This window comes from Pseudomonas sp. FSL L8-0168 (assembly GCF_037976155.1).
Lineage (GTDB): Bacteria > Pseudomonadota > Gammaproteobacteria > Pseudomonadales > Pseudomonadaceae > Aquipseudomonas > Aquipseudomonas paracarnis.
Map to the genome: position 1 here is coordinate 2,039,111 of NZ_CP150262.1, position 21,983 is coordinate 2,061,093.

At 59.1% G+C, this 21,983-nt stretch carries 25 protein-coding genes, 1 tRNA gene and 1 pseudogene; 16 read left to right on the forward strand and 11 right to left on the reverse strand.

Annotation, left to right across the window (positions count from 1 at the left end; genetic code table 11):
* The first annotated feature begins 9 nt into the window (after window positions 1-9).
* The 4 genes from MHH62_RS08820 to MHH62_RS08835 all read left to right on the forward strand — a co-directional run bounded on the left by MHH62_RS08820 (window position 10) and on the right by MHH62_RS08835 (window position 4,070).
* Window positions 10-993, forward strand: a complete 984-nt coding sequence (locus MHH62_RS08820) for a tripartite tricarboxylate transporter substrate binding protein (RefSeq protein ID WP_014717356.1) — start codon at window positions 10-12, stop codon at window positions 991-993.
* Between the two features lie 72 nt (window positions 994-1,065).
* Entirely contained in the window at window positions 1,066-1,524 is a 459-nt protein-coding gene (locus MHH62_RS08825) for a tripartite tricarboxylate transporter TctB family protein (protein WP_019818488.1), read from the forward strand.
* Window position 1,525: 1 nt separating this feature from the next.
* Window positions 1,526-3,040, forward strand: coding sequence for a tripartite tricarboxylate transporter permease (locus tag MHH62_RS08830; RefSeq protein WP_014717355.1), 1,515 nt, complete (start codon window positions 1,526-1,528; stop codon window positions 3,038-3,040).
* Complete coding sequence (locus tag MHH62_RS08835; RefSeq protein ID WP_019818491.1) at window positions 3,033-4,070, forward strand: AbrB family transcriptional regulator; 1,038 nt, start codon at window positions 3,033-3,035, stop codon at window positions 4,068-4,070. Before MHH62_RS08830 ends, MHH62_RS08835 begins: the two co-directional genes overlap by 8 nt.
* 29 nt (window positions 4,071-4,099) lie before the next feature.
* Here the strand turns inward: MHH62_RS08835 and ung are convergent, their stop codons facing one another.
* Window positions 4,100-4,792 carry a uracil-DNA glycosylase gene (gene ung / locus MHH62_RS08840; RefSeq protein WP_020301023.1) on the reverse strand — a complete coding sequence of 231 codons (693 nt, stop codon included), beginning with the start codon at window positions 4,790-4,792 and terminating at the stop codon, window positions 4,100-4,102.
* A gap of 136 nt (window positions 4,793-4,928) precedes the next feature.
* Between ung and MHH62_RS08845 the strand changes: the two genes are divergently transcribed.
* Window positions 4,929-6,041 (forward strand): enoyl-CoA hydratase/isomerase family protein, encoded by a 1,113-nt coding sequence (locus tag MHH62_RS08845; RefSeq protein ID WP_019818493.1) that lies wholly within the window; start codon window positions 4,929-4,931, stop codon window positions 6,039-6,041.
* Here the strand turns inward: MHH62_RS08845 and MHH62_RS08850 are convergent.
* Window positions 6,027-6,482, reverse strand: coding sequence for a DUF3757 domain-containing protein (locus MHH62_RS08850; protein ID WP_339232832.1), 456 nt, complete (start codon window positions 6,480-6,482; stop codon window positions 6,027-6,029). The genes MHH62_RS08845 and MHH62_RS08850 overlap by 15 nt on opposite strands.
* 157 nt (window positions 6,483-6,639) lie before the next feature.
* Entirely contained in the window at window positions 6,640-6,999 is a 360-nt protein-coding gene (locus tag MHH62_RS08855) for a hypothetical protein (RefSeq protein ID WP_019818497.1), read from the reverse strand.
* Window positions 7,000-7,243: 244 nt separating this feature from the next.
* Between MHH62_RS08855 and MHH62_RS08860 the strand changes: the two genes are divergently transcribed.
* From MHH62_RS08860 to MHH62_RS08885, 6 genes are all read left to right on the forward strand, one after another.
* Window positions 7,244-7,456: a cysteine-rich CWC family protein gene (locus tag MHH62_RS08860; RefSeq protein WP_019818502.1), complete on the forward strand. Its 213-nt coding sequence runs from the start codon at window positions 7,244-7,246 to the stop codon at window positions 7,454-7,456.
* Window positions 7,446-8,138, forward strand: coding sequence for a pseudouridine synthase (locus MHH62_RS08865; protein ID WP_014717350.1), 693 nt, complete (start codon window positions 7,446-7,448; stop codon window positions 8,136-8,138). Before MHH62_RS08860 ends, MHH62_RS08865 begins: the two co-directional genes overlap by 11 nt.
* A 304-nt stretch (window positions 8,139-8,442) precedes the next feature.
* A complete protein-coding gene (locus MHH62_RS08870) occupies window positions 8,443-9,327 on the forward strand; it encodes an alpha/beta hydrolase (protein ID WP_032903200.1) in 885 nt (294 codons plus the stop codon).
* Between the two features lie 113 nt (window positions 9,328-9,440).
* A tRNA-Gly gene (locus MHH62_RS08875) sits at window positions 9,441-9,514 on the forward strand.
* A 315-nt stretch (window positions 9,515-9,829) separates the two neighbouring features.
* The gene (locus MHH62_RS08880; protein WP_014717348.1) at window positions 9,830-10,168 is read left to right on the forward strand and encodes a hypothetical protein; all 339 of its coding nucleotides are present in this window, start codon (window positions 9,830-9,832) and stop codon (window positions 10,166-10,168) included.
* Window positions 10,169-10,267: 99 nt separating this feature from the next.
* The gene (locus MHH62_RS08885) at window positions 10,268-10,768 is read left to right on the forward strand and encodes a methylated-DNA--[protein]-cysteine S-methyltransferase (protein ID WP_014717347.1); all 501 of its coding nucleotides are present in this window, start codon (window positions 10,268-10,270) and stop codon (window positions 10,766-10,768) included.
* Here the strand turns inward: MHH62_RS08885 and MHH62_RS08890 are convergent, their stop codons facing one another.
* From MHH62_RS08890 to MHH62_RS08910, 5 genes are all read right to left on the reverse strand, one after another.
* Window positions 10,769-11,551 carry a GNAT family N-acetyltransferase gene (locus MHH62_RS08890; protein ID WP_032903388.1) on the reverse strand — a complete coding sequence of 261 codons (783 nt, stop codon included), beginning with the start codon at window positions 11,549-11,551 and terminating at the stop codon, window positions 10,769-10,771. It lies immediately after the preceding gene.
* Window positions 11,552-11,708: 157 nt separating this feature from the next.
* Window positions 11,709-12,236 (reverse strand): DUF4142 domain-containing protein, encoded by a 528-nt coding sequence (locus MHH62_RS08895; protein ID WP_014717345.1) that lies wholly within the window; start codon window positions 12,234-12,236, stop codon window positions 11,709-11,711.
* Between the two features lie 119 nt (window positions 12,237-12,355).
* Window positions 12,356-12,997, reverse strand: coding sequence for a LysE family translocator (locus MHH62_RS08900; RefSeq protein ID WP_014717344.1), 642 nt, complete (start codon window positions 12,995-12,997; stop codon window positions 12,356-12,358).
* 47 nt (window positions 12,998-13,044) lie between these two features.
* The gene (fos, locus tag MHH62_RS08905; protein ID WP_019818507.1) at window positions 13,045-13,461 is read right to left on the reverse strand and encodes a fosfomycin resistance glutathione transferase; all 417 of its coding nucleotides are present in this window, start codon (window positions 13,459-13,461) and stop codon (window positions 13,045-13,047) included.
* Between the two features lie 15 nt (window positions 13,462-13,476).
* Window positions 13,477-14,403, reverse strand: a complete 927-nt coding sequence (locus tag MHH62_RS08910; protein WP_014717342.1) for a LysR family transcriptional regulator — start codon at window positions 14,401-14,403, stop codon at window positions 13,477-13,479.
* A 68-nt stretch (window positions 14,404-14,471) separates the two neighbouring features.
* On the opposite strand from MHH62_RS08910, the gene MHH62_RS08915 reads away from it, so the two are divergent.
* Complete coding sequence (locus tag MHH62_RS08915; protein WP_014717341.1) at window positions 14,472-14,948, forward strand: DMT family transporter; 477 nt, start codon at window positions 14,472-14,474, stop codon at window positions 14,946-14,948.
* Here the strand turns inward: MHH62_RS08915 and MHH62_RS08920 are convergent.
* A complete protein-coding gene (locus tag MHH62_RS08920; RefSeq protein ID WP_019818511.1) occupies window positions 14,920-15,594 on the reverse strand; it encodes an NAD(P)H-binding protein in 675 nt (224 codons plus the stop codon). The genes MHH62_RS08915 and MHH62_RS08920 overlap by 29 nt on opposite strands.
* A 327-nt stretch (window positions 15,595-15,921) precedes the next feature.
* Between MHH62_RS08920 and MHH62_RS08925 the strand changes: the two are divergent.
* Both MHH62_RS08925 and MHH62_RS08930 read left to right on the forward strand, forming a co-directional pair.
* Window positions 15,922-16,834 (forward strand): annotated as a pseudogene (locus MHH62_RS08925) (aminotransferase class I/II-fold pyridoxal phosphate-dependent enzyme).
* A gap of 105 nt (window positions 16,835-16,939) precedes the next feature.
* Window positions 16,940-18,124, forward strand: coding sequence for an MFS transporter (locus MHH62_RS08930; protein ID WP_020301016.1), 1,185 nt, complete (start codon window positions 16,940-16,942; stop codon window positions 18,122-18,124).
* Here the strand turns inward: MHH62_RS08930 and yiaY are convergent.
* On the reverse strand, window positions 18,091-19,239 hold the full coding sequence (gene yiaY / locus MHH62_RS08935) for an L-threonine dehydrogenase (protein WP_339232834.1): 1,149 nt from the start codon (window positions 19,237-19,239) through the stop codon (window positions 18,091-18,093). The genes MHH62_RS08930 and yiaY overlap by 34 nt on opposite strands.
* A 123-nt stretch (window positions 19,240-19,362) precedes the next feature.
* On the opposite strand from yiaY, the gene MHH62_RS08940 reads away from it, so the two are divergent.
* Entirely contained in the window at window positions 19,363-20,379 is a 1,017-nt protein-coding gene (locus tag MHH62_RS08940) for a DUF4917 family protein (RefSeq protein WP_014717337.1), read from the forward strand.
* A 122-nt stretch (window positions 20,380-20,501) separates the two neighbouring features.
* Here the strand turns inward: MHH62_RS08940 and MHH62_RS08945 are convergent, their stop codons facing one another.
* On the reverse strand, window positions 20,502-21,029 hold the full coding sequence (locus MHH62_RS08945) for an XRE family transcriptional regulator (protein ID WP_014717336.1): 528 nt from the start codon (window positions 21,027-21,029) through the stop codon (window positions 20,502-20,504).
* Window positions 21,030-21,189: 160 nt separating this feature from the next.
* Between MHH62_RS08945 and MHH62_RS08950 the strand changes: the two genes are divergently transcribed.
* Window positions 21,190-21,972, forward strand: a complete 783-nt coding sequence (locus MHH62_RS08950) for an aldolase (RefSeq protein ID WP_014717335.1) — start codon at window positions 21,190-21,192, stop codon at window positions 21,970-21,972.
* Window positions 21,973-21,983: the final 11 nt, after the last annotated feature.

A 21,983-nucleotide genomic window follows, 5' to 3' on the forward strand; every position in this document is an offset into this window, starting at 1 on the left:
GAGATCGCCATGACCCCTTCACTGCGTAAATTTGCCCTCGCCGCCGGCTGCATGCTGTTCGCCGGCCAACTGCTGGCCGCCGACGAACCCAAGCGTCCGGAATGCATCGCCCCGGCCTCCCCTGGCGGCGGTTTTGACCTGACCTGCAAACTGGCGCAAAGCGCGCTGGTGAACCAGAAGCTGCTGACCAAGCCGATGCGTGTGACCTACATGCCAGGCGGCGTGGGCGCGGTGGCCTACAACGCGGTCGTCGCCCAGCGCCCTGCAGATGCCGGCACGTTGGTCGCCTGGTCGAGCGGTTCGTTGCTGAACCTGGCCCAGGGCAAGTTCGGCCGTTTTGATGAAAGCGCCGTGCGCTGGTTGGCGGCAGTGGGCACCAGCTATGGCGCCATCGCGGTGAAAAGCGACTCGCCCTACAAGACCCTCGATGACCTGGTTAAAGCCCTGAAGAAAGACCCAGGCAGCGTGGTGATCGGCTCCGGCGGCACCGTCGGCAGCCAGGACTGGATGCAAACCGCGCTGATCGCCAAGGCCGCCGGGATCAACCCGCGCGAACTGCGTTACGTCGCCCTTGAGGGTGGCGGTGAAATCGCTACGGCTCTGCTGGGGGGGCACATCCAGGTGGGCAGTACCGACATCTCCGACTCCATGCCGCATATCCAGAGCGGCGATATGCGCCTGCTGGCGGTGTTCTCCGAGCAACGCCTGGATGAGCCGGAAATGAAGGACATCCCGACCGCCAAAGAGCAAGGCTACGACATCGTCTGGCCGGTGGTGCGTGGCTTCTACCTGGGGCCAAAGGTCAGCGATGCCGACTACGCCTGGTGGAAAGACGCCTTCGACAAACTGCTGGCTTCCGAGGAGTTCGCCAAGCTGCGTGACCAGCGCGAGCTGTTCCCGTTCGCCATGACGGGCCAGGAGCTGGACACCTACGTGAAGAAACAGGTGGCTGACTACAAAGTGCTGGCCAAAGAGTTCGGCCTGATCCAGTAATCGCTCCTTTTTTTGTGTAATGCCCCTGTAGGAGCGAGCTTGCTCGCTCCTACAGGGGCCTTGGAGTTTTCTATGCTCTTACAACGCATTTTCGCTGCCGCGCTGTTACTGGCCTGTATCGGCCTGGCGCTCATGGCCTGGCCGTATCAGGCGGCCTTTTCCTACGAACCTGTAGGGCCCAGGGCCTTTCCCCTGCTGCTGCTCGGGCTGATGGGCCTGGCGCTCATCTACATGATGATTCGCCCGCAGGCGACCAAACACACCGACGATGAACCCGCGCTGGATCAACCCACGTTGATCAAGATCGGCATCTGTGTGGCCCTGCTGCTGGTGTTTGCCGGCACATTCGAATCCTTGGGTTTCATTCTCAGCAGCATGCTGATCGGTATTCCGATGGCACGGCTGTACGGCGGCCGCTGGTTGCCCAGCGTGGTGATCATCACCTTGATGAGCGTCGGTCTTTATCTGCTGTTCGATAAAACCATGGACGTACCGTTGCCCCTCGGCCTGCTCGACGTTCTGGAGAACTGACATGGATACTTTTGGCTATTTGGGCCAGGGTTTCGGCGTTGCGCTGAGCCCCTATAACCTGGTGACCGCGTTGTGCGGCACCCTGATTGGCACCGTGGTCGGCCTGTTGCCGGGCCTGGGCCCGATCAACGGCGTGGCACTGTTGATCCCCATCGCCTTTGCCCTGGGCTTGCCGCCCGAGTCGGCGCTGATCCTGCTGGCAGCCGTGTACCTGGGCTGCGAATACGGTGGCCGCATCAGTTCGATTTTGCTGAACATCCCGGGCGAAGCGTCCACCGTGATGACCACCCTCGACGGTTACCCGATGGCCCGCAAAGGCCTGGCCGGCGTGGCACTGTCGTTGTCGGCCTGGAGTTCGTTCATTGGGGCGTTTATCGCCACCTGCGGCATGGTGCTGTTCGCCCCGCTGCTGGCCAAGTGGGCAATTGCGTTCGGCCCGGCGGAATATTTTGTTTTAATGGTGTTTGCGATTGTCTGCCTGGGCGGCATGGCCGGTGACAAACCACTGAAGACTTTTGTTGCGGCGCTGATCGGCTTGTTCCTTTCCTGCGTGGGCATCGACGCCAACAGCGGTGTGTACCGCTTTACCGGCGACAATATTCACCTGACCGATGGCATCCAGTTCGTGGTGTTGGTACTCGGCCTGTTCTCCATCAGCGAGATTCTCCTGCTGCTGGAAAAAACCCACCGTGGCCAGGAAGCAGTGAAAGCCACCGGGCGCATGATGTTCAACGTCAAGGAAGCCTTGTCGGTACTGACCGTGAACCTTCGTTGCGGCGTATCGGGTTTTATCATCGGCGTATTGCCGGGTGCGGGTGCGACCATGGCCTCGGCCGTTGCCTACATGACCGAGAAACGCATCGCAGGCGCCAGCGGCAAGTTCGGCCAAGGCGACATGCGCGGCCTGGCCGCCCCTGAAACCGCCATTGGCGCATCGGTCTGCGGCGCCATGGTGCCGATGCTGACCCTCGGCGTTCCTGGCTCCGGCACCACAGCGGTGATGATCGGCGCCCTGTCGCTGTACAACATCACTCCCGGCCCACTGCTGTTCCAACAGCAACCGGACATTGTCTGGGGCCTGATCGCCTCGTTGTTCATCGCCAACATCATGCTGGTCGTGCTCAACATCCCGATGATCCGCATCTTCACCCGTATCCTCGCCGTGCCGAACTGGGCGCTGGTGCCGGTGATCGCCATCATCACCGCGATTGGCGTGTACGCCGTGCATGCCACCACCTTCGATCTGTTCCTGATGATCGCCATCGGCATCTTCGGCTACATCCTGCGCAAGCTGGACTTCCCGCTGTCGCCGCTGCTGCTGGGCTTTATCCTCGGCGGTTTGATGGAGCAGAACCTGCGCCGTGCGCTGTCGATCTCCAACGGTGCGCTGGAAATCCTGTGGTCGAGCCCGATCACCTTTGGCGTCTGGGTGCTGACCGCAATCATGCTGCTTGTACCGCTGCTGCGTATCTGGCGTAAACGCGTGCAACAGCGTCGTGCCCTGGCCGATGTCTGAGGTCACCTTTAAACATTGGTGGGGAACACCGCTGGTCGGCCTGGCCGGCGGTTACCTGGCCAGCCTGGTGGGCTGGCCGTTGCCGTACATGGTCGGCTCGTTGCTGGCGATTATCCTGGTGCGTTGCCTCACGCCCTGGCAGTTGGCGGAGATTCCCGGCGGACGCAAATGCGGCCAATGGGTGGTGGGCATCGGCATTGGCCTGCACTTCACCCCACTGGTGATCGAGCAGGTGATGAGCCACTTCGGCCTGATCTTCTTCGGTGCACTAGTCACCAGCTTGTCGAGTGTGGTCGGCGTGTGGTTGATGCGCCGCAGCGGGGAAGACCGCGCCACGGCGTTTTTCTCCAGCATGCCGGGCGGTTCCGGGGAGATGGTCAACCTGGGCGCTCGCAACGGTGCGGTGCTCAGCCGGGTTGCGGCCGGGCAGAGTTTGCGTGTGCTGGTGGTGGTGTTGTGTGTGCCGGCGATCTTCAAGTATTTGCTCGGAGGCGGCGCACCGCAGTTTCACCCGGCGCCGGTGGACTGGGCGTGGCTGGCCCTGCTGTTTCCGGTGGGTGCGCTGGTTGCCTGGGGCTGGCAACGCTTGCGCCAACCCAACCCTTGGCTGTTCGGGCCATTGTTGGTGAGTGCGATTGCCAGTGTGACCTGGGATTTACACATTGGCCTGCCCGACGGCGGCAGCCAGATCGGCCAATGGTTGATCGGCAGCGGGTTGGGCTGCCACTTCAATCGGCAGTTCTTCCGTCGCGCGCCCTCATTCATGGGTCGCACTTTGATTGGCACGGCATTGACCATGCTGCTGGCGACGTTAGCGGCGGTGGGCTTGAGCGCCCTCACTCACCTCGACCTGCGATCACTGACCCTGGGCATGATGCCAGGCGGTATCGCTGAGATGAGCCTGACAGCTGAAACCCTGCAGCTGTCGGTGCCCTTGGTGACGGCGATGCAGGTGATGCGCTTGTTGTTCGTGCTGTTCTTGGCCGAGCCGTTGTTTCGGCACTGGAACCGTCAGCCCGATCCCCTCTAAAACCTTCCACATGTTGAATGTGCCAGGCCTCAGACGGGTGGCAAACGCCACTCGATGGGGGCCTCGCCATTCTGCTCGAGAAACTTGTTGGCCCGGCTGAAATGCCCGCAGCCCAGAAACCCGCGATACGCCGACAACGGCGAAGGATGCACCGAGGTCAGCACCAGATGCTTGGTGGCGTCGATGAGCTTCTGCTTGCTTTGAGCATGGGCGCCCCACAGCAGGAACACCAGGTGCGGCTGATGCTCGCTGACTACCTCGATAATCCGATCGGTAAAGAACTGCCAACCCTTGCCCGCATGGGCGTTGGCGTTGGCGCGCTCCACGGTCATGGTGGTGTTGAGCATCAGCACGCCCTGGTCGGCCCAGCTTTGCAGGTAGCCGTGGTTGGGGATGTCGATGTTCAGGTCGCGCTTGAGCTCTTTATAGATATTGACCAGCGACGGCGGCGCCGGCACGCCCGGTTGCACCGAGAAACACAGGCCATGGGCCTGGCCAGGGCCGTGATAAGGGTCCTGGCCGAGGATCACGACCTTGACCTTGTCCAGCGGTGTTGAATTGAGTGCGTTGAAAATCAATGGGCCGGGCGGGTAGATCTCTTTGCCTGCGGCATGTTCCTGGCGCAGAAACTCGCGCAATTGCGCCATGTAAGGCTTCTCGAACTCTTCACGCAGAGCGTGTTTCCAGCTGGGTTCGAGTTTGATACGGTCGCCATCGGTCATAGTTGAATTGTCTTGTAAAAAAGAATGAGGCGAACCCTAGGAAAGCCGACCCCGCTTGTCAATTGATCTGACACAGCACCGGCACTTTCCCACGAAGGGATCATACTCATCCTTCACCTTCTCGATTGAGGTCACGATGAACCTGCATTTCGAAGAACTGACCGGCAGTGGCGGCGCTCGCATCGGTATCGCCAGCCTGGACGCGCCAAAGTCCCTTAACGCCCTCTCCCTGCCAATGATTCTGGCCCTGGATGAGCGCATGGAGGCCTGGGCCAAAGACCCGCAGATCGTCTGCGTGCTGCTACGCGGTAACGGTCCCAAAGCCTTTTGCGCCGGTGGCGAAGTGCGCAGCCTGGCTCAGGCTTGCCGTGAGCAGCCCGGCGAAGTTCCGGCTCTGGCCGCGCAGTTTTTTGCCGCTGAATATCGCCTTGACTACCGCCTGCACACCTACCCAAAGCCGTTGATCTGCTGGGGCCACGGTTATGTCTTGGGCGGTGGCATGGGCCTGTTGCAAAGCGCCGCCGTGCGTATCGTTACGCCAAGCAGTCGTTTGGCCATGCCCGAGATCAGCATTGGCTTGTACCCGGATGTGGGGGCCAGTTGGTTCTTGTCCCGCTTGCCGGGTAAGCTCGGCCTGTTCCTGGGCCTCACCGGCGCCCATATCAACGGTCGCGACGCGCTGGACTTGGGCCTGGCAGACCGTTTTCTGCGTGATGACCAGCAAGACGAATTGCTCGATGGCCTGCTGCAGCTGAACTGGCAGGAACAGAGCGCGATGCAACTCAACAGCTTGCTCAAGGCCCTGGCGCAGGAGGCGATCAGCGATCAACCCGACGCGCAATGGCTACCACGCCGCATACAGATCGACGAATGGCTGGATGTAGGAGATGTACGCTGTGCCTGGCGCGCCTTGAACCTGCTGCGCGACCACAGCGACCCGCTATTGAGCCGGGCCGGCAAAACCCTGAGTGAGGGCTGCCCACTGACGGCGCATCTGGTGTGGGAACAGCTCCAGCGCGCCCGCCACCTATCCCTGGCCCAGGTGTTCCAGATGGAATACACCCTGAGCCTCAACTGCTGCCGTCATCCGGAATTTGCCGAAGGGGTGCGGGCGCGCCTGATCGACAAAGACCAGGCGCCTCATTGGCACTGGCCGGATATCAACACACTCCCGGAAGCGGTGGTGCAGGCGCACTTTGACAAGGCCTGGGAAGGTAGAAATCCTCTGGCAGATTTATCTGACTACTGACAGGTCTGTACGTTTGTCGTTGACCTTGAACTTGCAATTGTCCGGTTGGCTGTCCACGCACGTATACACCGGCAACTCGAACGCATCGGGCTGCAGCTTCCAATACAAGGAGCTGGTCAACGACATGTTGATAATCTCATTGCCCCTGCTTGGCCTCAACGCTACTACTACCCCGCTCCAGTTGGTGCGGTAGATGCACTTGTCCATGTAGCCGTTTCCTCTCTCCTCGCCGTCGCCCGGCATGAAGACTGCGCCAATGAACCCGTCGACAACACCACGCGACGCGACCTTCGGACTTTGCCAGCGCAGGCCGTTGTCTTGGGCGCGATAATGGCCATCGGCGTACACGATCTGCGACGGATAAGGACAGCCTTGCTCCGCACTTGCCGATGCAATGAAGCAGTTCATCAGCAGGAGCACGCAAATCAAGTGTTTGAACATAGGGATTCCATCTGCTCAGTCTCACCACGCAAAAGCACAAGGCTTCTCGTTAGTGAAGTACAGCTAGCGCCTCAAAGATAGCTGTTAAATCTGACAGTACGGACATACGGTACCTATAAAAAACGGCGCATGATGCGCCGCTTGTTTTTCAAGATATTTAACGGTGACCGCCGCGACCACCTCCGTGGTCGGAACCGCGTCCACGCCCGCCATTACCCCAGCGGTCGCCCCACCCCTGGTTGGGGTAGGGTCGGTAGCCGGCGCGAGGGTAATAGCGCGGGGCTGGTTGGTAGTAGCGCGGCGCCGAATAGTAGCGAGGCTGTGGCGCATAGTAGCGAGGCGCTGGCGCGTAATAGCTGCGCCCAGAAGGGTAATAACGCGGGCCGCCGTAGTAATAGGCTGGCGCCGGCGCGGTGTAGACCTCGGAGCGATAGTAGGTGGCGCCTCCATCGTAATAGGGCACGCAGGCTGAAAGGGTCAGGCCGAGCAAAGCGATGAGCAGCAGTCGTCGATACATGGCGGCCTCCTGGACCGCGGAAGAGCTCCTCCAGCGACGCTGGCGAGCGGCATTCAGCTTTCACTGAATGACGAAACATCTGACATCAAAAACCGAATCTGGTGCGTTCGCGACACAAGTGGAAACATCTGTTTCAGACGAAGTGAAGGTCTGTCAAAAACCCATGATGATGGAATGCCGCCCAGCCGCGCTGTATCGTGCAACAACTACCGCTGTCCTACCCGATGCCTGCCTGAACCGACCCATGACCACACCGACCCTATGCCCCGCCTGCGGTGCCCGCAACGACTGCTCCCTGGCCGATCCGCGCACGGCCGATCAAGCCTGCTGGTGCTACAGCGTCATCATCGACCCGGCGGTGCTTGAAGCCCTGCCGGATGAGGTGCGCAATAAAGCCTGCCTGTGCCCACGCTGCGCCCAAGTGGACGAACAGTTGCGTAACCGCCATGCGCGTTGATCGCTTCCTAAGCAACCTGCCACAGTTCAATCGTAAACAAGTGCGCTTGTTGCTGGTGGAGCGCCGGGTGACCGTCGAGGGTGTTGCAGTCAGCGATCCGCACCATGACGTACGTGAGTTCAGCCAGGTCTGCGTTGACGGTGAAATTCTGCAAGCGGGCAAGCCGGCACGCTATTTCATGCTGCACAAACCCCAGGGCTGCGTCAGCGCCACGTCGGACCCGCAACACTCCACGGTCCTGGACCTGCTGCACGAACCGGACAAAGCCGACCTGCATATCGCCGGGCGCCTGGATTTCAACACCACCGGCCTGATGCTGATCACCAACGATGGCCAATGGTCACGGCGCCTCACGCAACCACAGACCAAGTTGCCCAAGGTGTACCACGTGCAAACCGAACAGGACATCGGCCCGCAGTATGCGATGACGTTCGCGGCAGGGGTGTATTTCGCCTTTGAAGATCTCACTACCCAACCTGCCAAACTTGAACGGCTGGGCCCAAGAACGGCCCGGTTGAGCATCGTCGAAGGCCGCTATCACCAGGTGAAGCGCATGTTCGGGCATTTTGATAACAAGGTAATCGGCCTGCACCGCGAGCGAATGGGCCCCTTGGTGCTGGATACCTCGCTTGCGCCGGGTCAGTATCGGCCACTGACTGACGACGAGATCCGACTAATCTGACGACCGTTCAGCCGGTGATGGCAAAAAACCAACCGCTTACCTTGCGACCTGCCTTCGGTGCTGCTTGAATCAAGGCTTCAGCCAGATGATGACTGATGAGTCGCCCTATAACCTCCAAGAAACACCTGCCGCGCCCGTGCTTGATCGTCGGGCCCTCCCGGCAAACCGCCCGCCATAACAACACCCGCCGGCCAGCCGTCATCGGACCGACGTGAGCCTTCATTTTCCAGGCGTATGCCTACCTGTCATAAAGCACGTGCAAAGTGATTTGCGCGCACTACCCGCTTGCCAGGAGTCTTACGACATGAGGCCAGAAATCGCTGTGCTGGATATACAGGGTCAGTATCGGGTTTACACGGAGTTCTATCGCGCGGACGCGGCGGCAAAGACCATCGTCCTGGTCAACGGCTCCATGGCGACCACGGCGTCCTTCGCTCAAACCGTCAAAAGCCTGTACCCGCAATTCAATGTGGTGTTGTACGACCAGCCCTACGCTGGCCGTTCCAAAATCCATAACCGTCATGAGCAGATGCTCACCAAGGAAGTCGAAGGCCAGATCCTCCTGGAACTGCTCGACCACTTCGCAGCTGAATATGTGCTGTCCTTCTCCTGGGGCGGCGCCGCCACGTTGGTCGCCCTTGCACACCGGCCCCGTAGGATAGAAAAAGCCGTGATCAGCTCCTTCTCGCCGGTAATCAATGCGCCGATGCGCGACTACCTCGAACGAGGCGTCGACTACCTGGGCAACCTCGACCGCGACCGTGTCGGCCACTTGGTCAACAGCACCATTGGCAAGCACCTGCCTTCGCTGTTCAAACGCTTCAATTACCGCCATGTCAGCAGCCTGGCCGCACACGAATACGGGCAAATGCACTTCCACATCAGCCACGTGCTCAACAGCGACCGGCAGTGCTACCTCAAGGCGGCCAGGCAAATCGACATTCCGGTGCTGTTCTTGAACGGCGAGTGGGACGAATACACCAGCGCAGACGACGCCAAGCTGTTTGGCCAGCATGTGGCCAAGAGCTGCTTCAGCACCATCCAGGCAACGGGGCATTTCCTGGACATGGAACATAAAGCCGCGTGCCGCGATAGCCGCGAGGCCGTGGTGGGCTTCTTGAAAGGGCAGCGGCCCGCCAGCCCGTTGCGGTATAGCCAGGGCCAGGCGCAACATGCGTGGGCGCTTTGAGATCAAGCCTGACACTGTGGCGAGCATGCTCCCTCGCCACACGCAACTCTCACATTTTTCAAAGAAAAACTTCAAATCCAGCCGAACATCTGGTACAAAGTCAGCCGCTCTGAGCGGGTATAGTTTAATGGTAGAACAGTAGCTTCCCAAGCTTCCGACGAGGGTTCGATTCCCTCTACCCGCTCCACTCAGATTTGCGCTGGCGTCAGGAAGGTTCTGACGCAGGATGCACAAAAAACCGGTCCTTGGTGACCGGTTTTTTTATGTCTGAAATTTGTTCTGCAGCGCCCGTCTGGTCCTCGACAGTCGAGCCTGAGGGTGTGAAGCACCTTGTGTTGAATCATCCACAGGAAAAAAGCTGCTCGGGATTTCTTTTCTGGCATCCGCAGCGCTCCAGGTATTGCAGCAGGAGCGGTAGGTACGCCTAAGCAAAGTCTTACGGCAAGGCCGGCAACACCGCGCGATAATGTAGGCTCATCGGCCCAGAGTTCGGAATATGGCAATGCTGGACACCCAAAAAACCACACCCAACATCATCCTGCGCCAAGTAGTCGGCTGGGTGTTGGTTTTGCCGCTGCTGATCTCGTTTGTACGGCTGCCCTTCCCCTTCCCCCTTAGATTTTTGCTGGAGTTAGGAGTGATTGCCGCGTCAGCGTATGGCGTGAGGTTTGCCTGGCGTCACGCAACCCCACGCGTGGCTGTGTTCGCTTTGTTTGTCACCCTGCTCAACGTCATTTCTATGTTCATGTTAGGTACCGCGTCAGTACTCAAGGCCCTTTACATTATCGCCTGGCTCTACGGGTACCCCTATTATTCGAACTGGGTTTACTGGAATTTCTAATGGGGCGAAGAATTTGACCGCAAGAAACGTAGTTCCCTAACCCCTTGGTGGAACTACAGTGGCGTCGTCCCCCCTCAACGCCCTTCAAGGAAACAGCTCATGACCTACCAGTACAAGCTCATGCCTTCCCCTGTCGGTGAACTCACCCTGGTGGCGCGCGATGGCAAACTCAGCGCCATCCTCTGGGAAGTAGAACGCGCCAATCGCGTACGCCTGGGTGAATTGATTGAGGCCAACGACAGCCCGGTGCTGCGAGAAACCGAACGCCAATTGAAGGAATACTTTGCCGGAACGCGTAACCAGTTCGAACTGGAGCTGGATTTCGCCGGCACTGACTTCCAGAAGCAGGTCTGGCAGGCACTGCTGACCATTCCCTTCGGCGAAACCCGCAGCTACAGCCAGATCGCCGAGCAGATCGGCAACCCCAAAGCCGTGCGCGCAGTCGGGGCCGCGAATGGGCGCAACCCGATCTCGATCATTGCGCCATGCCACCGAGTGGTGGGGGCTTCGGGCGGGCTGACCGGGTTTGCCGGAGGGCTTGAGGCCAAGCAGTATCTACTGACGCTTGAGGATCGCAGCCAGGCAAAAATGGCTTTTTGATTACCGGTCAGCGAGCGCTCCGCGAGTGAAAGCCTGATACTCGAACAAACGTGCAAAGCCCAACTGTTGATACAGCGAGATGGCCTCCGTCGAGGCCTCGAGAAAACATCGGTGAGCCCCCAGGCTCGAGGCGTGAAGCAGGGCAGCTTGAATCAGGCAAGTGGCATAGCCTCTTCCACGAAAGCCCTTGAGCGTGCCGACATCATTCAGACGGGCCTCGCCTTCACACAGTGACAACGTCAACGAACAGCTCACACGCCCCTCGGCGGACAGGGTGAAGTGGTAAAGGGCCTCACCCGCATCAAGCGCCCTCTGGTGCCGTGCCTGATAGTTCACAACGACCTCGGGAAGCATCGAATATGCGCTGCCAACTGGACCCGCCCATTCGTTCAAATCCCGCGTCAGGCAGACCTGTAGAGTCCCCTCGCTCATCCTTGGAATAAAACGCGACAGCTCGAGAACCATCGCGGTTGTCTGTTCAGCAGGCTGGAAACCGATTGCGCAGAGCGCCTCGCGTAGCTCAGCCACCTTTTCCTCATGAACCACAATGCGTATTGCAAGGACGGAACCATGGATCAAGCCCAACGGGGCAGCAAAAGCTTCGCCCAATGGAGCGCTGCCCACGCGAATAAATAACAAGTCATACAGGCCAGAACATACGTCAACGAAATAAGCGTTGATAGCCGCGCTATAACGGCGATGCAGGCCGCAGGTGGCAGAAAAATAGTGATCTTCGGTCAGGTGATAAAGTGTGCGCAGGTCGCAGGTGGCATATGCGGTCATAGGGGTTATCCAGGTAAAAACCCAGTCTTGCGCTCGCCGCCTTGAGATACCGTAGGCTCGCTCCTAAAAGCACGGCAGAAAAACCCACAGTCCTGTTGATATGAAAACGGCGGTTGGATCCTCTCCAACCGCCGTTTTTTCATTTCCAGTAGTCGCCTCAACCGTCGCCTTGATGGCCCTTACCGTAGGTCGAGGCCAGGGCCCTGGCTTTTTGCAGGCGCTCTTCAAGCTTGGGTAGCGTCTCATCCACCAGTGCCTTTATCTCTGGCACATCCGACGCAGCGCCTTCTTTCTTGAACAGGGCGATGGCGTCTTCGTTCTCCTTGACCTGCTGCGCGGTATAGGCAGCGTCAAACGAATCGCCGTCCTTGAGTTCAGGCATCAGGGTTTCGGCCTTATCAACGATCTTCTCCCGTGGGGCCACTGGCAAATCAAGCTTCTTGGCGATCGCCGCCAAGTGCTGGTTGGCCAGCGTGCGCTCGTTGATAACCTCAATGGTGTAGTCCTTGATTTCCTGGGACGAGGTCTTGGCGTGGGCCATGCGGCTGGTTTCGATATCGGCCATGCCTTTGGCCGAAGCCTGCTCGATGAATTCTGCAGGCGACTGGGCGAAAGCACTGCTGGCGCCGAGGCCCAGCAGCATCGCGAAACTGGCGGTGCGTAACCGGGTAGCCATGCGGCTCATGATGGGTTCCTCCAGGGCAAAAATAGGCGCGGGAGCATACAACCCGCCCTGAATTCGAATTTTCACGGCGGTAAAGGTTTAGAAAAAACTTACCTGTGCGACGAACGGTCGTCGTCGCCTCAGGCCGCTTTGCTGCCGAACAGGCCCGGCAATGCGTGCGCCAGGGCATTGAGGGCGAAGCCGATAAACATCACGCCGCAGAGCTTGGTGATCAGGATTTCATGGCGTTGATACAGCGTGCGCACCCGTTGGGCACCCACCACGCCGATCAGGATCGCGTAGGCCAGCAAGCCACCGATAAAGCTCAGCAGAATCAACGTCGGCAACATCGACCAAGTCAACAACTCGGCTCGGCTGGACAGTAACGCGGTGAACGTCGCCACGGCGACCGGGTAGGCCTTGGGGTTGGTCAAGCCAAACAGAATACCGTGCCAGAACGGATGGCGCGCCGCGCCCTGAGGGGCATCGCTATTGCGCCGCTGGGTGCGGATCGCACGCCAGCCGAGCCAGAACAAATACATTCCACTGAGTACACCGAGTACGTCAAAGGCACTGCTGCCGACTTCCCGCGCACCGACGATGGCAATCAGCGCCGTGCTGCACCACACCACATCGCCGAGCAAATGACCGCACAAGAATCCTGCCCCGGCACGCCGGCCACGAGCCGCACCGATGCCGAATACGGCCAGGACACCGGGGCCTGGGGTAATGCCGTAGATAAAACCCGAAGCCAGCACGGCGAGCAGCAAGGATGGGGTCATGGATAGACGCTCCGACAGACGCTAAAAGGTGATTGATTCTGCATGTTTCAGCGCGGTGGGTAAAACTTCATTCCAGCATAGGGCTGGGCGCGACAGGCTTGCAGCCGCGAGGCCAGATCGCCGACATGAACCTCCAGCTTATGGCCGTCGGGATCGAGAAAATAAAACGATGCGCCTTCGCTGCGGTTGTCTCGCCATTCCTGTACCCCGGCAGCACGCAGGTGTTCGACCAAGGGAGTGAAATCAGCAGCATCGACAGTGAAGGCATAGTGGGTGTAATCCACCGCCGGAGCAGTCGAGCGCAACGGGTCCAGCGACAGGCACAGCCAAAGCCCAGGCAGTGAGAGGTAGGCACCGTTGTCCCAGGTTGCGTCGAGCTGCAGGCGCAGCAGATCGTGATAGAAACTGACGCTGCGCGGCACATCGGTGACGGCCAGGGTCAGGTGGTTGAAACCGCTGAGCATCTAGGTGTTCTCGCGTTATCGTGGGTCTGCGGACAATACACCCACCACCCTGCCAATCAACCACTGCAACCCCACATCCCCACCCCGCCGCGTATGCCAGGCCAGCTCAAAGGCAAACGACGGAATATGAAACGGCGGTGGCACGGCCAGCAATTGCCGAGCGTCAATATTTATCAAACCCCGGGACGACACCGTCAGAATCAGGTCCGTACCCTGGATCAACTGCGGCGCCACACCCCAGTGCGGCAGGCTTATGGCTACATGGCGGCGTTCACGAATGGCCGTCAGCGCCCGTTCGATTTCCGGCGTGCCGCTGCCGCGCATCTCCAACAGTACATGGGGGCGCGACAGATAGGCCGGCAGGTCCAGCACCCCGGCGGGCGCCAGGCTATCGCGGTCGACCAGGCAGGTGTAATGCTCCTCGAACAGCGGCGTAGTCCGCATTTCGGCGGGCATGTCGGGGAATACGCCCGCAGCCAGGTCGAGATCGCCATTGAGCACACCCTCAACCATGCCTTCGCGGCTAGCCTGGATGACCTGCAAGTCGATACCGGGCGCTTCATGGCGTAGGAGGCGAACCAGGCCGGGCAGGAATATCGCCGCGCTGTAGTCCGACATCGCCACACGAAAGCGGCGCTTGGCAGAAGTGGGGTCAAAACGATTCGGCGCCAGTAAGGCCTGCACCTGGGCCAGGGCTTCGGTCAATGGCGCCGCCAATTCCATGGCTCGGGCGGTTGGCACCAATGTGCCGCCCTGACGCATCAGCAGCGGGTCGCCCAGCATATCGCGCAGCCGCGCCAACGCATGGCTGACCGCCGGCTGGCTCAGGTGCAGGCGCTCGGCGGCGCGGGTGACGTGTTGCTCGCTGAGCAAAGCGTCGAGGATCACCAGCAGGTTCAGGTCGATGCGACGCAGATCATTCATCAGCTGCATGCTCGGCATAATAATTCGGAATTTAAATTTGCGCGACGAATACCCTAGAGTCCAGCAAAACCTTTGGGAGCGTCGAGATGACTGTGTTGCATTGGGTAGGTTTGTTAGCGCTGGCGGTGTTCGCCGGCGCGGTGGTGCCGTTTCAGAGTGCGATCAACGCCAACCTCGGGCGCGGCCTCGGCCATCCCTTGTGGGCCACCCTGGCTTCGTTACTGGTGAGCATCATCGTGCTGCTGCCGGTGATTGTGGCGCTGCGTTTACCCCTGCCGAGCCTGGCCTTTATCAGCAAGGCACCGTTGTGGATGTGGGCCGGCGGTGCCTTTGGCGTGTGTTTTATTTCATTGGCGTTGATGCTGCTGCCCAAGCTCGGCGCATCGGGCTTCATTGCGCTGGCCATGGCCGGGCAGGTTCTCGCGTCATTGCTGCTGGACCATTTCGGCCTGTTCGGCCTGGTGGAACGTCAGTTGACAACCTCCCGGGTGTTGGGCGCGCTACTGCTGATCAGCGGCGTTGCGCTGATTCAGTTCAGCGGCGCTCAGCCGCAAGGCGATTGATCTGCGCCTGCTCCACCACGGGCTGCGGCGCGCCCTGGCTGGCCGCCTGCAACATCGCACGGCCGACGGTCTCGGTGCTCACCACCCAATCCGGTTTCAGTCGCCGCACAAACGAAAGCACCGGCCCGAGCACGCTATAGAAGGATTGGTACAACGGCGTCTTCGAACGCACACCGTGCAACGGCTGGATGATCCCCGGGCGGAACAGATACACCGCCTTGAACGGCAAGCGCAGCAAGGCATTTTCGGTCTTGCCCTTGACCCGCGCCCACATCGACTTGCCGGCTTCGGAACTGTCCGTGCCGGCGCCGGACACATAGATAAAGGTCATCTGCGGATTGAGCCGCGCCAGGGTGCTGGCCGCCACCAGGGTCAGGTCATAGGTGAGGTGGGTGTAGCGCGCCTCCTTCATGCCCGCCGACGAAACGCCGAGGCAAAAGAAACAGGCATCAAAACCCTGCAGCAGGTTTTCCAGGGGTTGGAAATCCAGCATGTCGTTGTGCAATACCTGATGCAGCTTGCCGTGCTCCTGAGTCAGGGGCGTGCGGCCGACGGCTACCACTTCCTGCACATCGGCCGCCAGCAGGCACTCGCGCAGCACACCCTGGCCCACCATGCCGGTGGCGCCGAATAACAGAACTCTCATCAAATATTCCTTCATCCCACTGACTTGGCGAGTCGATAGACGAGCCTCTTGAAGGCTACCGGCACATCCGCCCTGCACGCCGGCACCTTACCCAATTTACTGACGCACACGCCCATTAAATCGCATGATATCACCCCCCTTCAGGTCCCTTGGCACACCAGGACATTGTAGGCAGCTATTCGAATGACATTACTGTGCCATCCTAAAAGCAGGAATGTACCTACACGAAATACTCCATCCGGGCTATCGCACATGGGAATCGTCTGACTTATCGAATCAAAATTTTCCCGGTAGTGTTTTCCAGCCCCCCCAAAGGACGCTAGAGAAATGGAAAACTCATCGCACACACACAAATTCTCAAATTACAAAAAACTCATAGCATTGGCCGAAACGGACTGGCACTCGGCAAAGAGCGGGCGAATATGCGAGCTCAATGTCACCGTCAAAAGCAATAATTACCTGACAGATCAATATGGGCGCGACTTCCATCACTTCTGCACAACCTCATATCTTGGGCTCGATCACCACCCGGCCATAATAGAAGGTGCGATGCAGGGAATAAGGGAGGCCAAAACCCTGCGGCGTTGCGGACGTTGACGGTTTACTTTACTTAAAAGCTCGTTATGGGCTATTTCTCTATATGGACGACTCGCATGCGCTGTCGGTATTCGGAGAGGGAGGACGTGGTTACATCCGGCCATTTATGCATGCGCAAGACGATCAGACATTAATAGTCGCGTCCTTAGGAAAGTCTTTCGGTGCTAGCGGCGGGTTGATCATGTTTGGCAGCGAACGACAAAAAAGTCTGATGTACCGTTATGGTGGCCCGAGCAACTGGTCGCAAAGTCTGAACTCAGCGGCTATTGGCGCTGGGCTGGCGTCGCTAAAAATACACCAGACTGAAGAGCTATACGAGCTTCAAGAAAAACTTCAATTTAACATTCAACTATTTGACAAATTAATATATACAGAGCAGCACGGCACCCAGACTGCCATACGCTTAATTAACTGTGGAGAAGCTGAAAAAGCGAATGAGCTCGCCACCCGACTTTCGGACATTGGCTTTTTTACATCTGCTGTATTTTTTCCGGTAGTTCCAAAAGGAAAATCAGCCGTACGCATAACGCTCCGAGCAGATATGTCCCCTACAACGATAGAGTCGTTTTGCGCACAGCTAACCCAACTAACCACGGCCTCAAAAACCAGCACCAGCTTGCACTCCCAGTCAGAAGCTACCTAATGGGGACGTTCATTAATGGCCACGATTACTGAAACGGATTAAAAACTGTGTAAACGATGCCGAACTAGCAGTTTCTTCCTTACTTAGGATATAGGACGATTTTTATTGAAAAGCAATATCGCTCTCCTCCTCGCCTGTAGTGCTGCCTTCCTCGCTCAAGCTGGTATCAGCAGCTATCTGCCCGCAGTCCCAGCAATCGCGCAAGCTTTAGCCGTCGAAAAGCATGTTGCTCTGGCTCTAGCGGTGTATCTGGTGGGCATGGCCTTGCCAATGCTGCTGTGGGGTAGTCTGGCTGAGCGACTTGGCAGAAAACCGGTGTTACTTGCAGCCTTGGCGGTGTATGCCCTGGCGAGTGCGACGATCCCATCAGCGTTCAATGTTGAGTCATTTCTAGCCTTACGCCTGCTTCAAGGCTTGGGGGCTGGTGGGATGTCCGTCATGGCACGGGTATTAGTGCGCGACAACTTCAGCGGTGCACAGCTGGCCAAAGGACTATCGTGGCTGGGGATGACCTTCGTGGTCGCCTTGGGTATTGGCCAATTCGTGGGTTCGTTATTGCAAATGGCGTTTGGCTGGAAGGCAATTTTCTATACGTTGGCAATCGGGGCTGTCGCTTTGATAGGGGTGTTGCAGCGGGTGGTATTTGCGACGCAAGCAAAAGCTGGCTCCCCGGTCCGCGCTTGGCGTGTTTACAACGCGATTGCGCGACATCCTCCCTTTCTGCACGCCGCACTGGCCGGCGGTTTGGGCTATGGGGTGATCATTGCATTCAATACCTGCGCACCGTTGATTTTTCAGGGAGGTTTTCAGTGGAGCGCAATGGAATACGGCTGGCTGGGTTGGCCGATCAGTGGGGCTTACCTGGCAGGTGCGTTAATGGTCAATCGCTTCGTTGCACGCACAGGTCGCTTGAGAATGATGCGTGCAGGCGTTGCATTGGTACTGCTCGGTACGGCGACCATGTTGCTAGGCAGCGTGCTTGCCAGTGGGCTCGCGGTGCTGCTGTGGTTGCCCTATTGCGTGGCGGTGCTGGGGCAGTCGATCAGTTACCCTATCAGTTTATCTCTCGCCAATGATGAGGCCCCCATCAGCGGCCCCTACGCCATGGCCCTCGGCGGTTTTGTGCATCAGTTGATGGCAGCCATGATCGGCGGTGCGGCAAGCCTACTGGTGAGCCAGCAGGCGTGGCCGCTGGCGGTGTTGTGTGTGGCGTTGGCGGGCGGCACATGCGTATGCCTTGCCCGCTGCAGCTCGGATCAAAACGCGCTACGAAAGATCTCCTCAATCTGACGCTGGTCCGCCCGCCGTGGGTTGGTCAGCCCGCAGGCATCTTTCAACGCATTGCTGGCCAGCAATGGAATGTCCTGCAACTTAGCGCCAAGCTCACGCAAGCCCGCAGGGATTTCCACGTCCTGGGACAACCGACGAATCGCCGCGATGGCAGCCTGGGCGCCCTCCTCGGCGGTGATGCCCTTGATATCCGCACCAAGGGCGCGGCCCACGTCTCTCAGGCGTTTGGCGCAGACGCTGGCGTTGAAGCTTTGTACATGGGGCAATAGCACGGCGTTGCACACGCCGTGGGGCAGGTCGTACAAGCCGCCCAATTGGTGAGCCATGGCATGCACGAAACCCAAGGACGCATTGTTGAAGGCCATGCCGGCGAGGAATTGCGCGTAGGCCATGTTTTCCCGTGCGGCCTTGTCAGTGCCGTCGCGGACCGCCAGGCGCAGGTTGGCGCTGATCAACTCGATGGCCTTGATCGCGCAGGCGTCGGTGATCGGTATCGCGGCGGTGGACACGTAGGCTTCGATGGCGTGGGTCAGCGCATCCATGCCCGTGGCGGCGGTGAGGCCCTTGGGCATGCCGACCATCAGCGCCGGGTCGTTGACCGACAGCAACGGCGTGACATTGCGATCAACGATGGCCATTTTTACGTGGCGGCTTTCGTCGGTGATGATGCAAAAACGCGTCATCTCGCTGGCCGTGCCAGCGGTGGTATTGATGGCCACCAGCGGCAGTTGCGGCTTGCTCGATCGGTCGACGCCTTCATAGTCGCCGATGCGCCCGCCGTTGGTGGCGCACAGGGCAATGCCCTTGGCGCAGTCATGGGGCGAACCGCCACCCAGGGACACGACGAAATCGCAGGCGCTCTGTTGCAGCAACGCCAGGCCTTTTTCGACGTTTTCCACGCTGGGGTTGGGCTTGGCGCCGTCGTAGATCACCGAGTCGATATCCTGCATCGCCAGCTTCTCGGCGATCATGCCGGCCACACCGGCTTTGGCCAGGCCCACGTCGGTCACAATCAACGCCTTGTCAAAGCCGTAGTTGCGGATGGCGGTCATCGCTTCGTCGAGGCAATCGATACCCATGATGTTGACGGCGGGGATGAAGAACGTGCTGCTCATGATCAATCCTCAAAGGCTTTATGCCGACAGAATCAACCTGTACCGCGTGGCGCATCTTGATCAGGATCAATGCCGGCTCGTGATAAAGTCACCCCCCAGCCGATTTCGAGTAGACCCGCCGCAATGAAGGATTTCCAGGATATTGACGCCCACCTTGAAGACTGGAGTGCCCTGCGCGCTGCCGTCGACTTCAGCGGGATACTGATCGGTAACGGCGCCAGCCGTACGATTTGGGAAGACTTTGCCTACGACTCGCTGTTCGAAAACGCCCGTACCGTCGAAGAAAAACCCCTGAGCGCCTCCGAACTCAGCGTGTTCGACGCCTTGCAGACCCGCAGTTTCGAGCAAGCGCTGGGCGCCTTGAAAACCACCAGCCGGGTCAACAAGGCCCTGGCGGTCAGCTCGGCGGCGCCGCGTAACCGTTACTACGCGATCAAGGAAGCGCTGATCAACACCATTCATACCGTGCACATTCCCTGGCGCCTGGTGCAGCCGTCGACGCTGACGACGATCAACGCGGAGCTGACCACCTACGCCACCGTCTTCACCAGTAACTACGACTTGCTCAACTATTGGGCGACCCTGCACGCACCGGGCATTGACGACCTGTTTCGCAGCGCCGACTCAAGCTTCGACCTGCGCAATACGCACACCGACGCCACCCGCATCCTGTACCTGCACGGCGGCCTGCACCTGGTGCGCAACCTCGACGGCACGGCGCGCAAATTGCCGTCCACCGACAGCACCCTGCTCAGCAGTTTTGCCATCAACAACACGATCAAGACCCTCGACGATGTGCCGCTGTTTGTCAGTGAAGGCAAGGTGGAGGAGAAACTCAAAAGTATCCGCAGTTCGGATTATCTGTCGTTCTGTTATGAACAGCTGTTGAGCCATGAAGGCGCGCTGTGCATCTTCGGCCATGACTTGGGGCCGCAGGATAAACACCTGGTGGATGCTATCGGCCAGGCCAGCATCAACACCCTGGCGATCTCGGTGTCGGGGCGCAGCGATGGGTTTATTCGCCAGCAGAAGCGGCGGTATCTGGAGTTGTTCGAGGGCTCTGCTGTGGAACTGAGGTTCTTTACAGCGCGTACGCACCCACTGGGTAATCCGGCATTGTCCGTCCCTGTGGAACGCTGAGCAAAATGTGGGAGCTGGCTTGCCTGCGATGGCGGTGGGTCAGCGACAGATCGGGCACCGATAAACCGCTATCGCAGGCAAGCCAGCTCCCACATTGACTGCATTTCAAGTCGGGATCAGCCTCATTCCTCAGCGCTGTGCACCACCACTAGCAACTGCGCCTGCACCTCTCCCACCGAGCGAATCCGGTGGGGTTTCTGCGCGTTGAAATGCAGCGCATCGCCGCGCGCCAACAGCACGCGCTCACTCATGAAATCCACCTCAACCTGGCCTTCATGCACGAATAAAAACTCCTCTCCCAAGTGCTCCTTGAAGGTCTTGTCGGTGAACTCCGCTGGCGGATAAATGATGAACGGCAGCAGGCTGCGCTCGCTGACTTGGTGGGCAAGCACCGCATAACCCGGCGAGGTGTCGGGCCGCTCATGGCTGCGCACCAGGCTGTAGCTGTCGAGGCTGACGTTGTCTTCGCTGAACAGCTCTTCGACCTTCACGTTCAGAGCCTTGGCCAGTTTCAATGCCGCGGCGATGGAGGGCGTATTGAGCCCGCGCTCGACTTTCGACAGGTAACTCTTGGTCATCCCGGATTTTTCGGCCAGGGCCTCCAGGGTTACGCCAAGTTTTTTTCTTAATATTTTCAAGCGGATAGACATTTGCTGCGGTTAATCCATGCAGAAAGCGATGAGACAGGCTTGCCAATGACACAAAGTGTCATATAGCATCTTTAGTGTCATTTGCACTCACCCAACGACCTTGCGAGCAGCGGGCGACCAGCAAATCCGACGTCCATTGAACCATCCAAAGGACACCGATATGGCCAAGACATTAGCACTCCCAAAAGACCAACTGGTCAAGCAAGCACTGAGCCAGATGCAAAACAGCCTGGCAGATAATACGTGGACCGACCGGCAAAAGCTGGCGCTGACCTGCCGAATCCTGTTCGAGTACGGCCACGACTCCGGCCTGGCCGGGCAGATCACCGCACGTGGGCCGACGCCCGGCACCTACTACACCCAGCAACTGGGCCTGGGTTTTGACGAAATTACCGCCAGCAACCTGCTGCTGGTCAACGAAGACCTCGAAGTACTGGAAGGCCATGGCATTCCCAACCCCGCCAACCGTTTTCACACCTGGGTGTACCGCGGCCGCCCGGATGTAAACTGCATCATCCACACGCACCCTACGCACATTGCCGCGCTGTCGATGCTGGAAGTGCCGTTGCAGGTGTCGCACATGGACCTTTGCCCGCTGTACGAAGATTGCGCGTTTCTGGAGGCCTGGCCCGGCGTGCCGGTGGGCAACGAAGAAGGGGAAATCATCACCACGGCCCTGGGCGACAAGCGCGCCATCCTGCTCTCGCACCACGGGCAGTTGTCCACCGGGGCCAACATCGAAGAAGCCTGCGTGATTGCGCAACTGATCGAACGGGCTGCCAAGTTGCAGTTGCTGGCGATGTCTGCGGGCAGCGTCAAACCGATCCTGCCGGAGCTGGGGCGCGAGGCCCATGACTGGATCTCCAAGCCCAAACGCCACGGCGCCGCGTTCAACTACTACGCCCGGCAAAACCTGCGCAAGCACGCCGACTGCCTGAACTGATTGTCCCCCTT

Excerpts from the sequence above, each read along its gene's own strand:
- MHH62_RS08820 (WP_014717356.1), top strand. The coding sequence starts at position 10 with ATGACCCCTTCACTGCGTAAATTTGCCCTCGCCGCCGGCTGCATGCTG.
- MHH62_RS08825 (WP_019818488.1), top strand. The coding sequence starts at position 1,066 with ATGCTCTTACAACGCATTTTCGCTGCCGCGCTGTTACTGGCCTGTATC.
- MHH62_RS08830 (WP_014717355.1), top strand. The coding sequence starts at position 1,526 with ATGGATACTTTTGGCTATTTGGGCCAGGGTTTCGGCGTTGCGCTGAGC.
- MHH62_RS08835 (WP_019818491.1), top strand. The coding sequence starts at position 3,033 with ATGTCTGAGGTCACCTTTAAACATTGGTGGGGAACACCGCTGGTCGGC.
- ung (WP_020301023.1), bottom strand. The coding sequence starts at position 4,792 with ATGACCGATGGCGACCGTATCAAACTCGAACCCAGCTGGAAACACGCT.
- MHH62_RS08845 (WP_019818493.1), top strand. The coding sequence starts at position 4,929 with ATGAACCTGCATTTCGAAGAACTGACCGGCAGTGGCGGCGCTCGCATC.
- MHH62_RS08850 (WP_339232832.1), bottom strand. The coding sequence starts at position 6,482 with ATGTTCAAACACTTGATTTGCGTGCTCCTGCTGATGAACTGCTTCATT.
- MHH62_RS08855 (WP_019818497.1), bottom strand. The coding sequence starts at position 6,999 with ATGTATCGACGACTGCTGCTCATCGCTTTGCTCGGCCTGACCCTTTCA.
- MHH62_RS08860 (WP_019818502.1), top strand. The coding sequence starts at position 7,244 with ATGACCACACCGACCCTATGCCCCGCCTGCGGTGCCCGCAACGACTGC.
- MHH62_RS08865 (WP_014717350.1), top strand. The coding sequence starts at position 7,446 with ATGCGCGTTGATCGCTTCCTAAGCAACCTGCCACAGTTCAATCGTAAA.
- MHH62_RS08870 (WP_032903200.1), top strand. The coding sequence starts at position 8,443 with ATGAGGCCAGAAATCGCTGTGCTGGATATACAGGGTCAGTATCGGGTT.
- MHH62_RS08880 (WP_014717348.1), top strand. The coding sequence starts at position 9,830 with ATGCTGGACACCCAAAAAACCACACCCAACATCATCCTGCGCCAAGTA.
- MHH62_RS08885 (WP_014717347.1), top strand. The coding sequence starts at position 10,268 with ATGACCTACCAGTACAAGCTCATGCCTTCCCCTGTCGGTGAACTCACC.
- MHH62_RS08890 (WP_032903388.1), bottom strand. The coding sequence starts at position 11,551 with ATGACCGCATATGCCACCTGCGACCTGCGCACACTTTATCACCTGACC.
- MHH62_RS08895 (WP_014717345.1), bottom strand. The coding sequence starts at position 12,236 with ATGAGCCGCATGGCTACCCGGTTACGCACCGCCAGTTTCGCGATGCTG.
- MHH62_RS08900 (WP_014717344.1), bottom strand. The coding sequence starts at position 12,997 with ATGACCCCATCCTTGCTGCTCGCCGTGCTGGCTTCGGGTTTTATCTAC.
- fos (WP_019818507.1), bottom strand. The coding sequence starts at position 13,461 with ATGCTCAGCGGTTTCAACCACCTGACCCTGGCCGTCACCGATGTGCCG.
- MHH62_RS08910 (WP_014717342.1), bottom strand. The coding sequence starts at position 14,403 with ATGCCGAGCATGCAGCTGATGAATGATCTGCGTCGCATCGACCTGAAC.
- MHH62_RS08915 (WP_014717341.1), top strand. The coding sequence starts at position 14,472 with ATGACTGTGTTGCATTGGGTAGGTTTGTTAGCGCTGGCGGTGTTCGCC.
- MHH62_RS08920 (WP_019818511.1), bottom strand. The coding sequence starts at position 15,594 with ATGAGAGTTCTGTTATTCGGCGCCACCGGCATGGTGGGCCAGGGTGTG.
- yiaY (WP_339232834.1), bottom strand. The coding sequence starts at position 19,239 with ATGAGCAGCACGTTCTTCATCCCCGCCGTCAACATCATGGGTATCGAT.
- MHH62_RS08940 (WP_014717337.1), top strand. The coding sequence starts at position 19,363 with ATGAAGGATTTCCAGGATATTGACGCCCACCTTGAAGACTGGAGTGCC.
- MHH62_RS08945 (WP_014717336.1), bottom strand. The coding sequence starts at position 21,029 with ATGTCTATCCGCTTGAAAATATTAAGAAAAAAACTTGGCGTAACCCTG.
- MHH62_RS08950 (WP_014717335.1), top strand. The coding sequence starts at position 21,190 with ATGGCCAAGACATTAGCACTCCCAAAAGACCAACTGGTCAAGCAAGCA.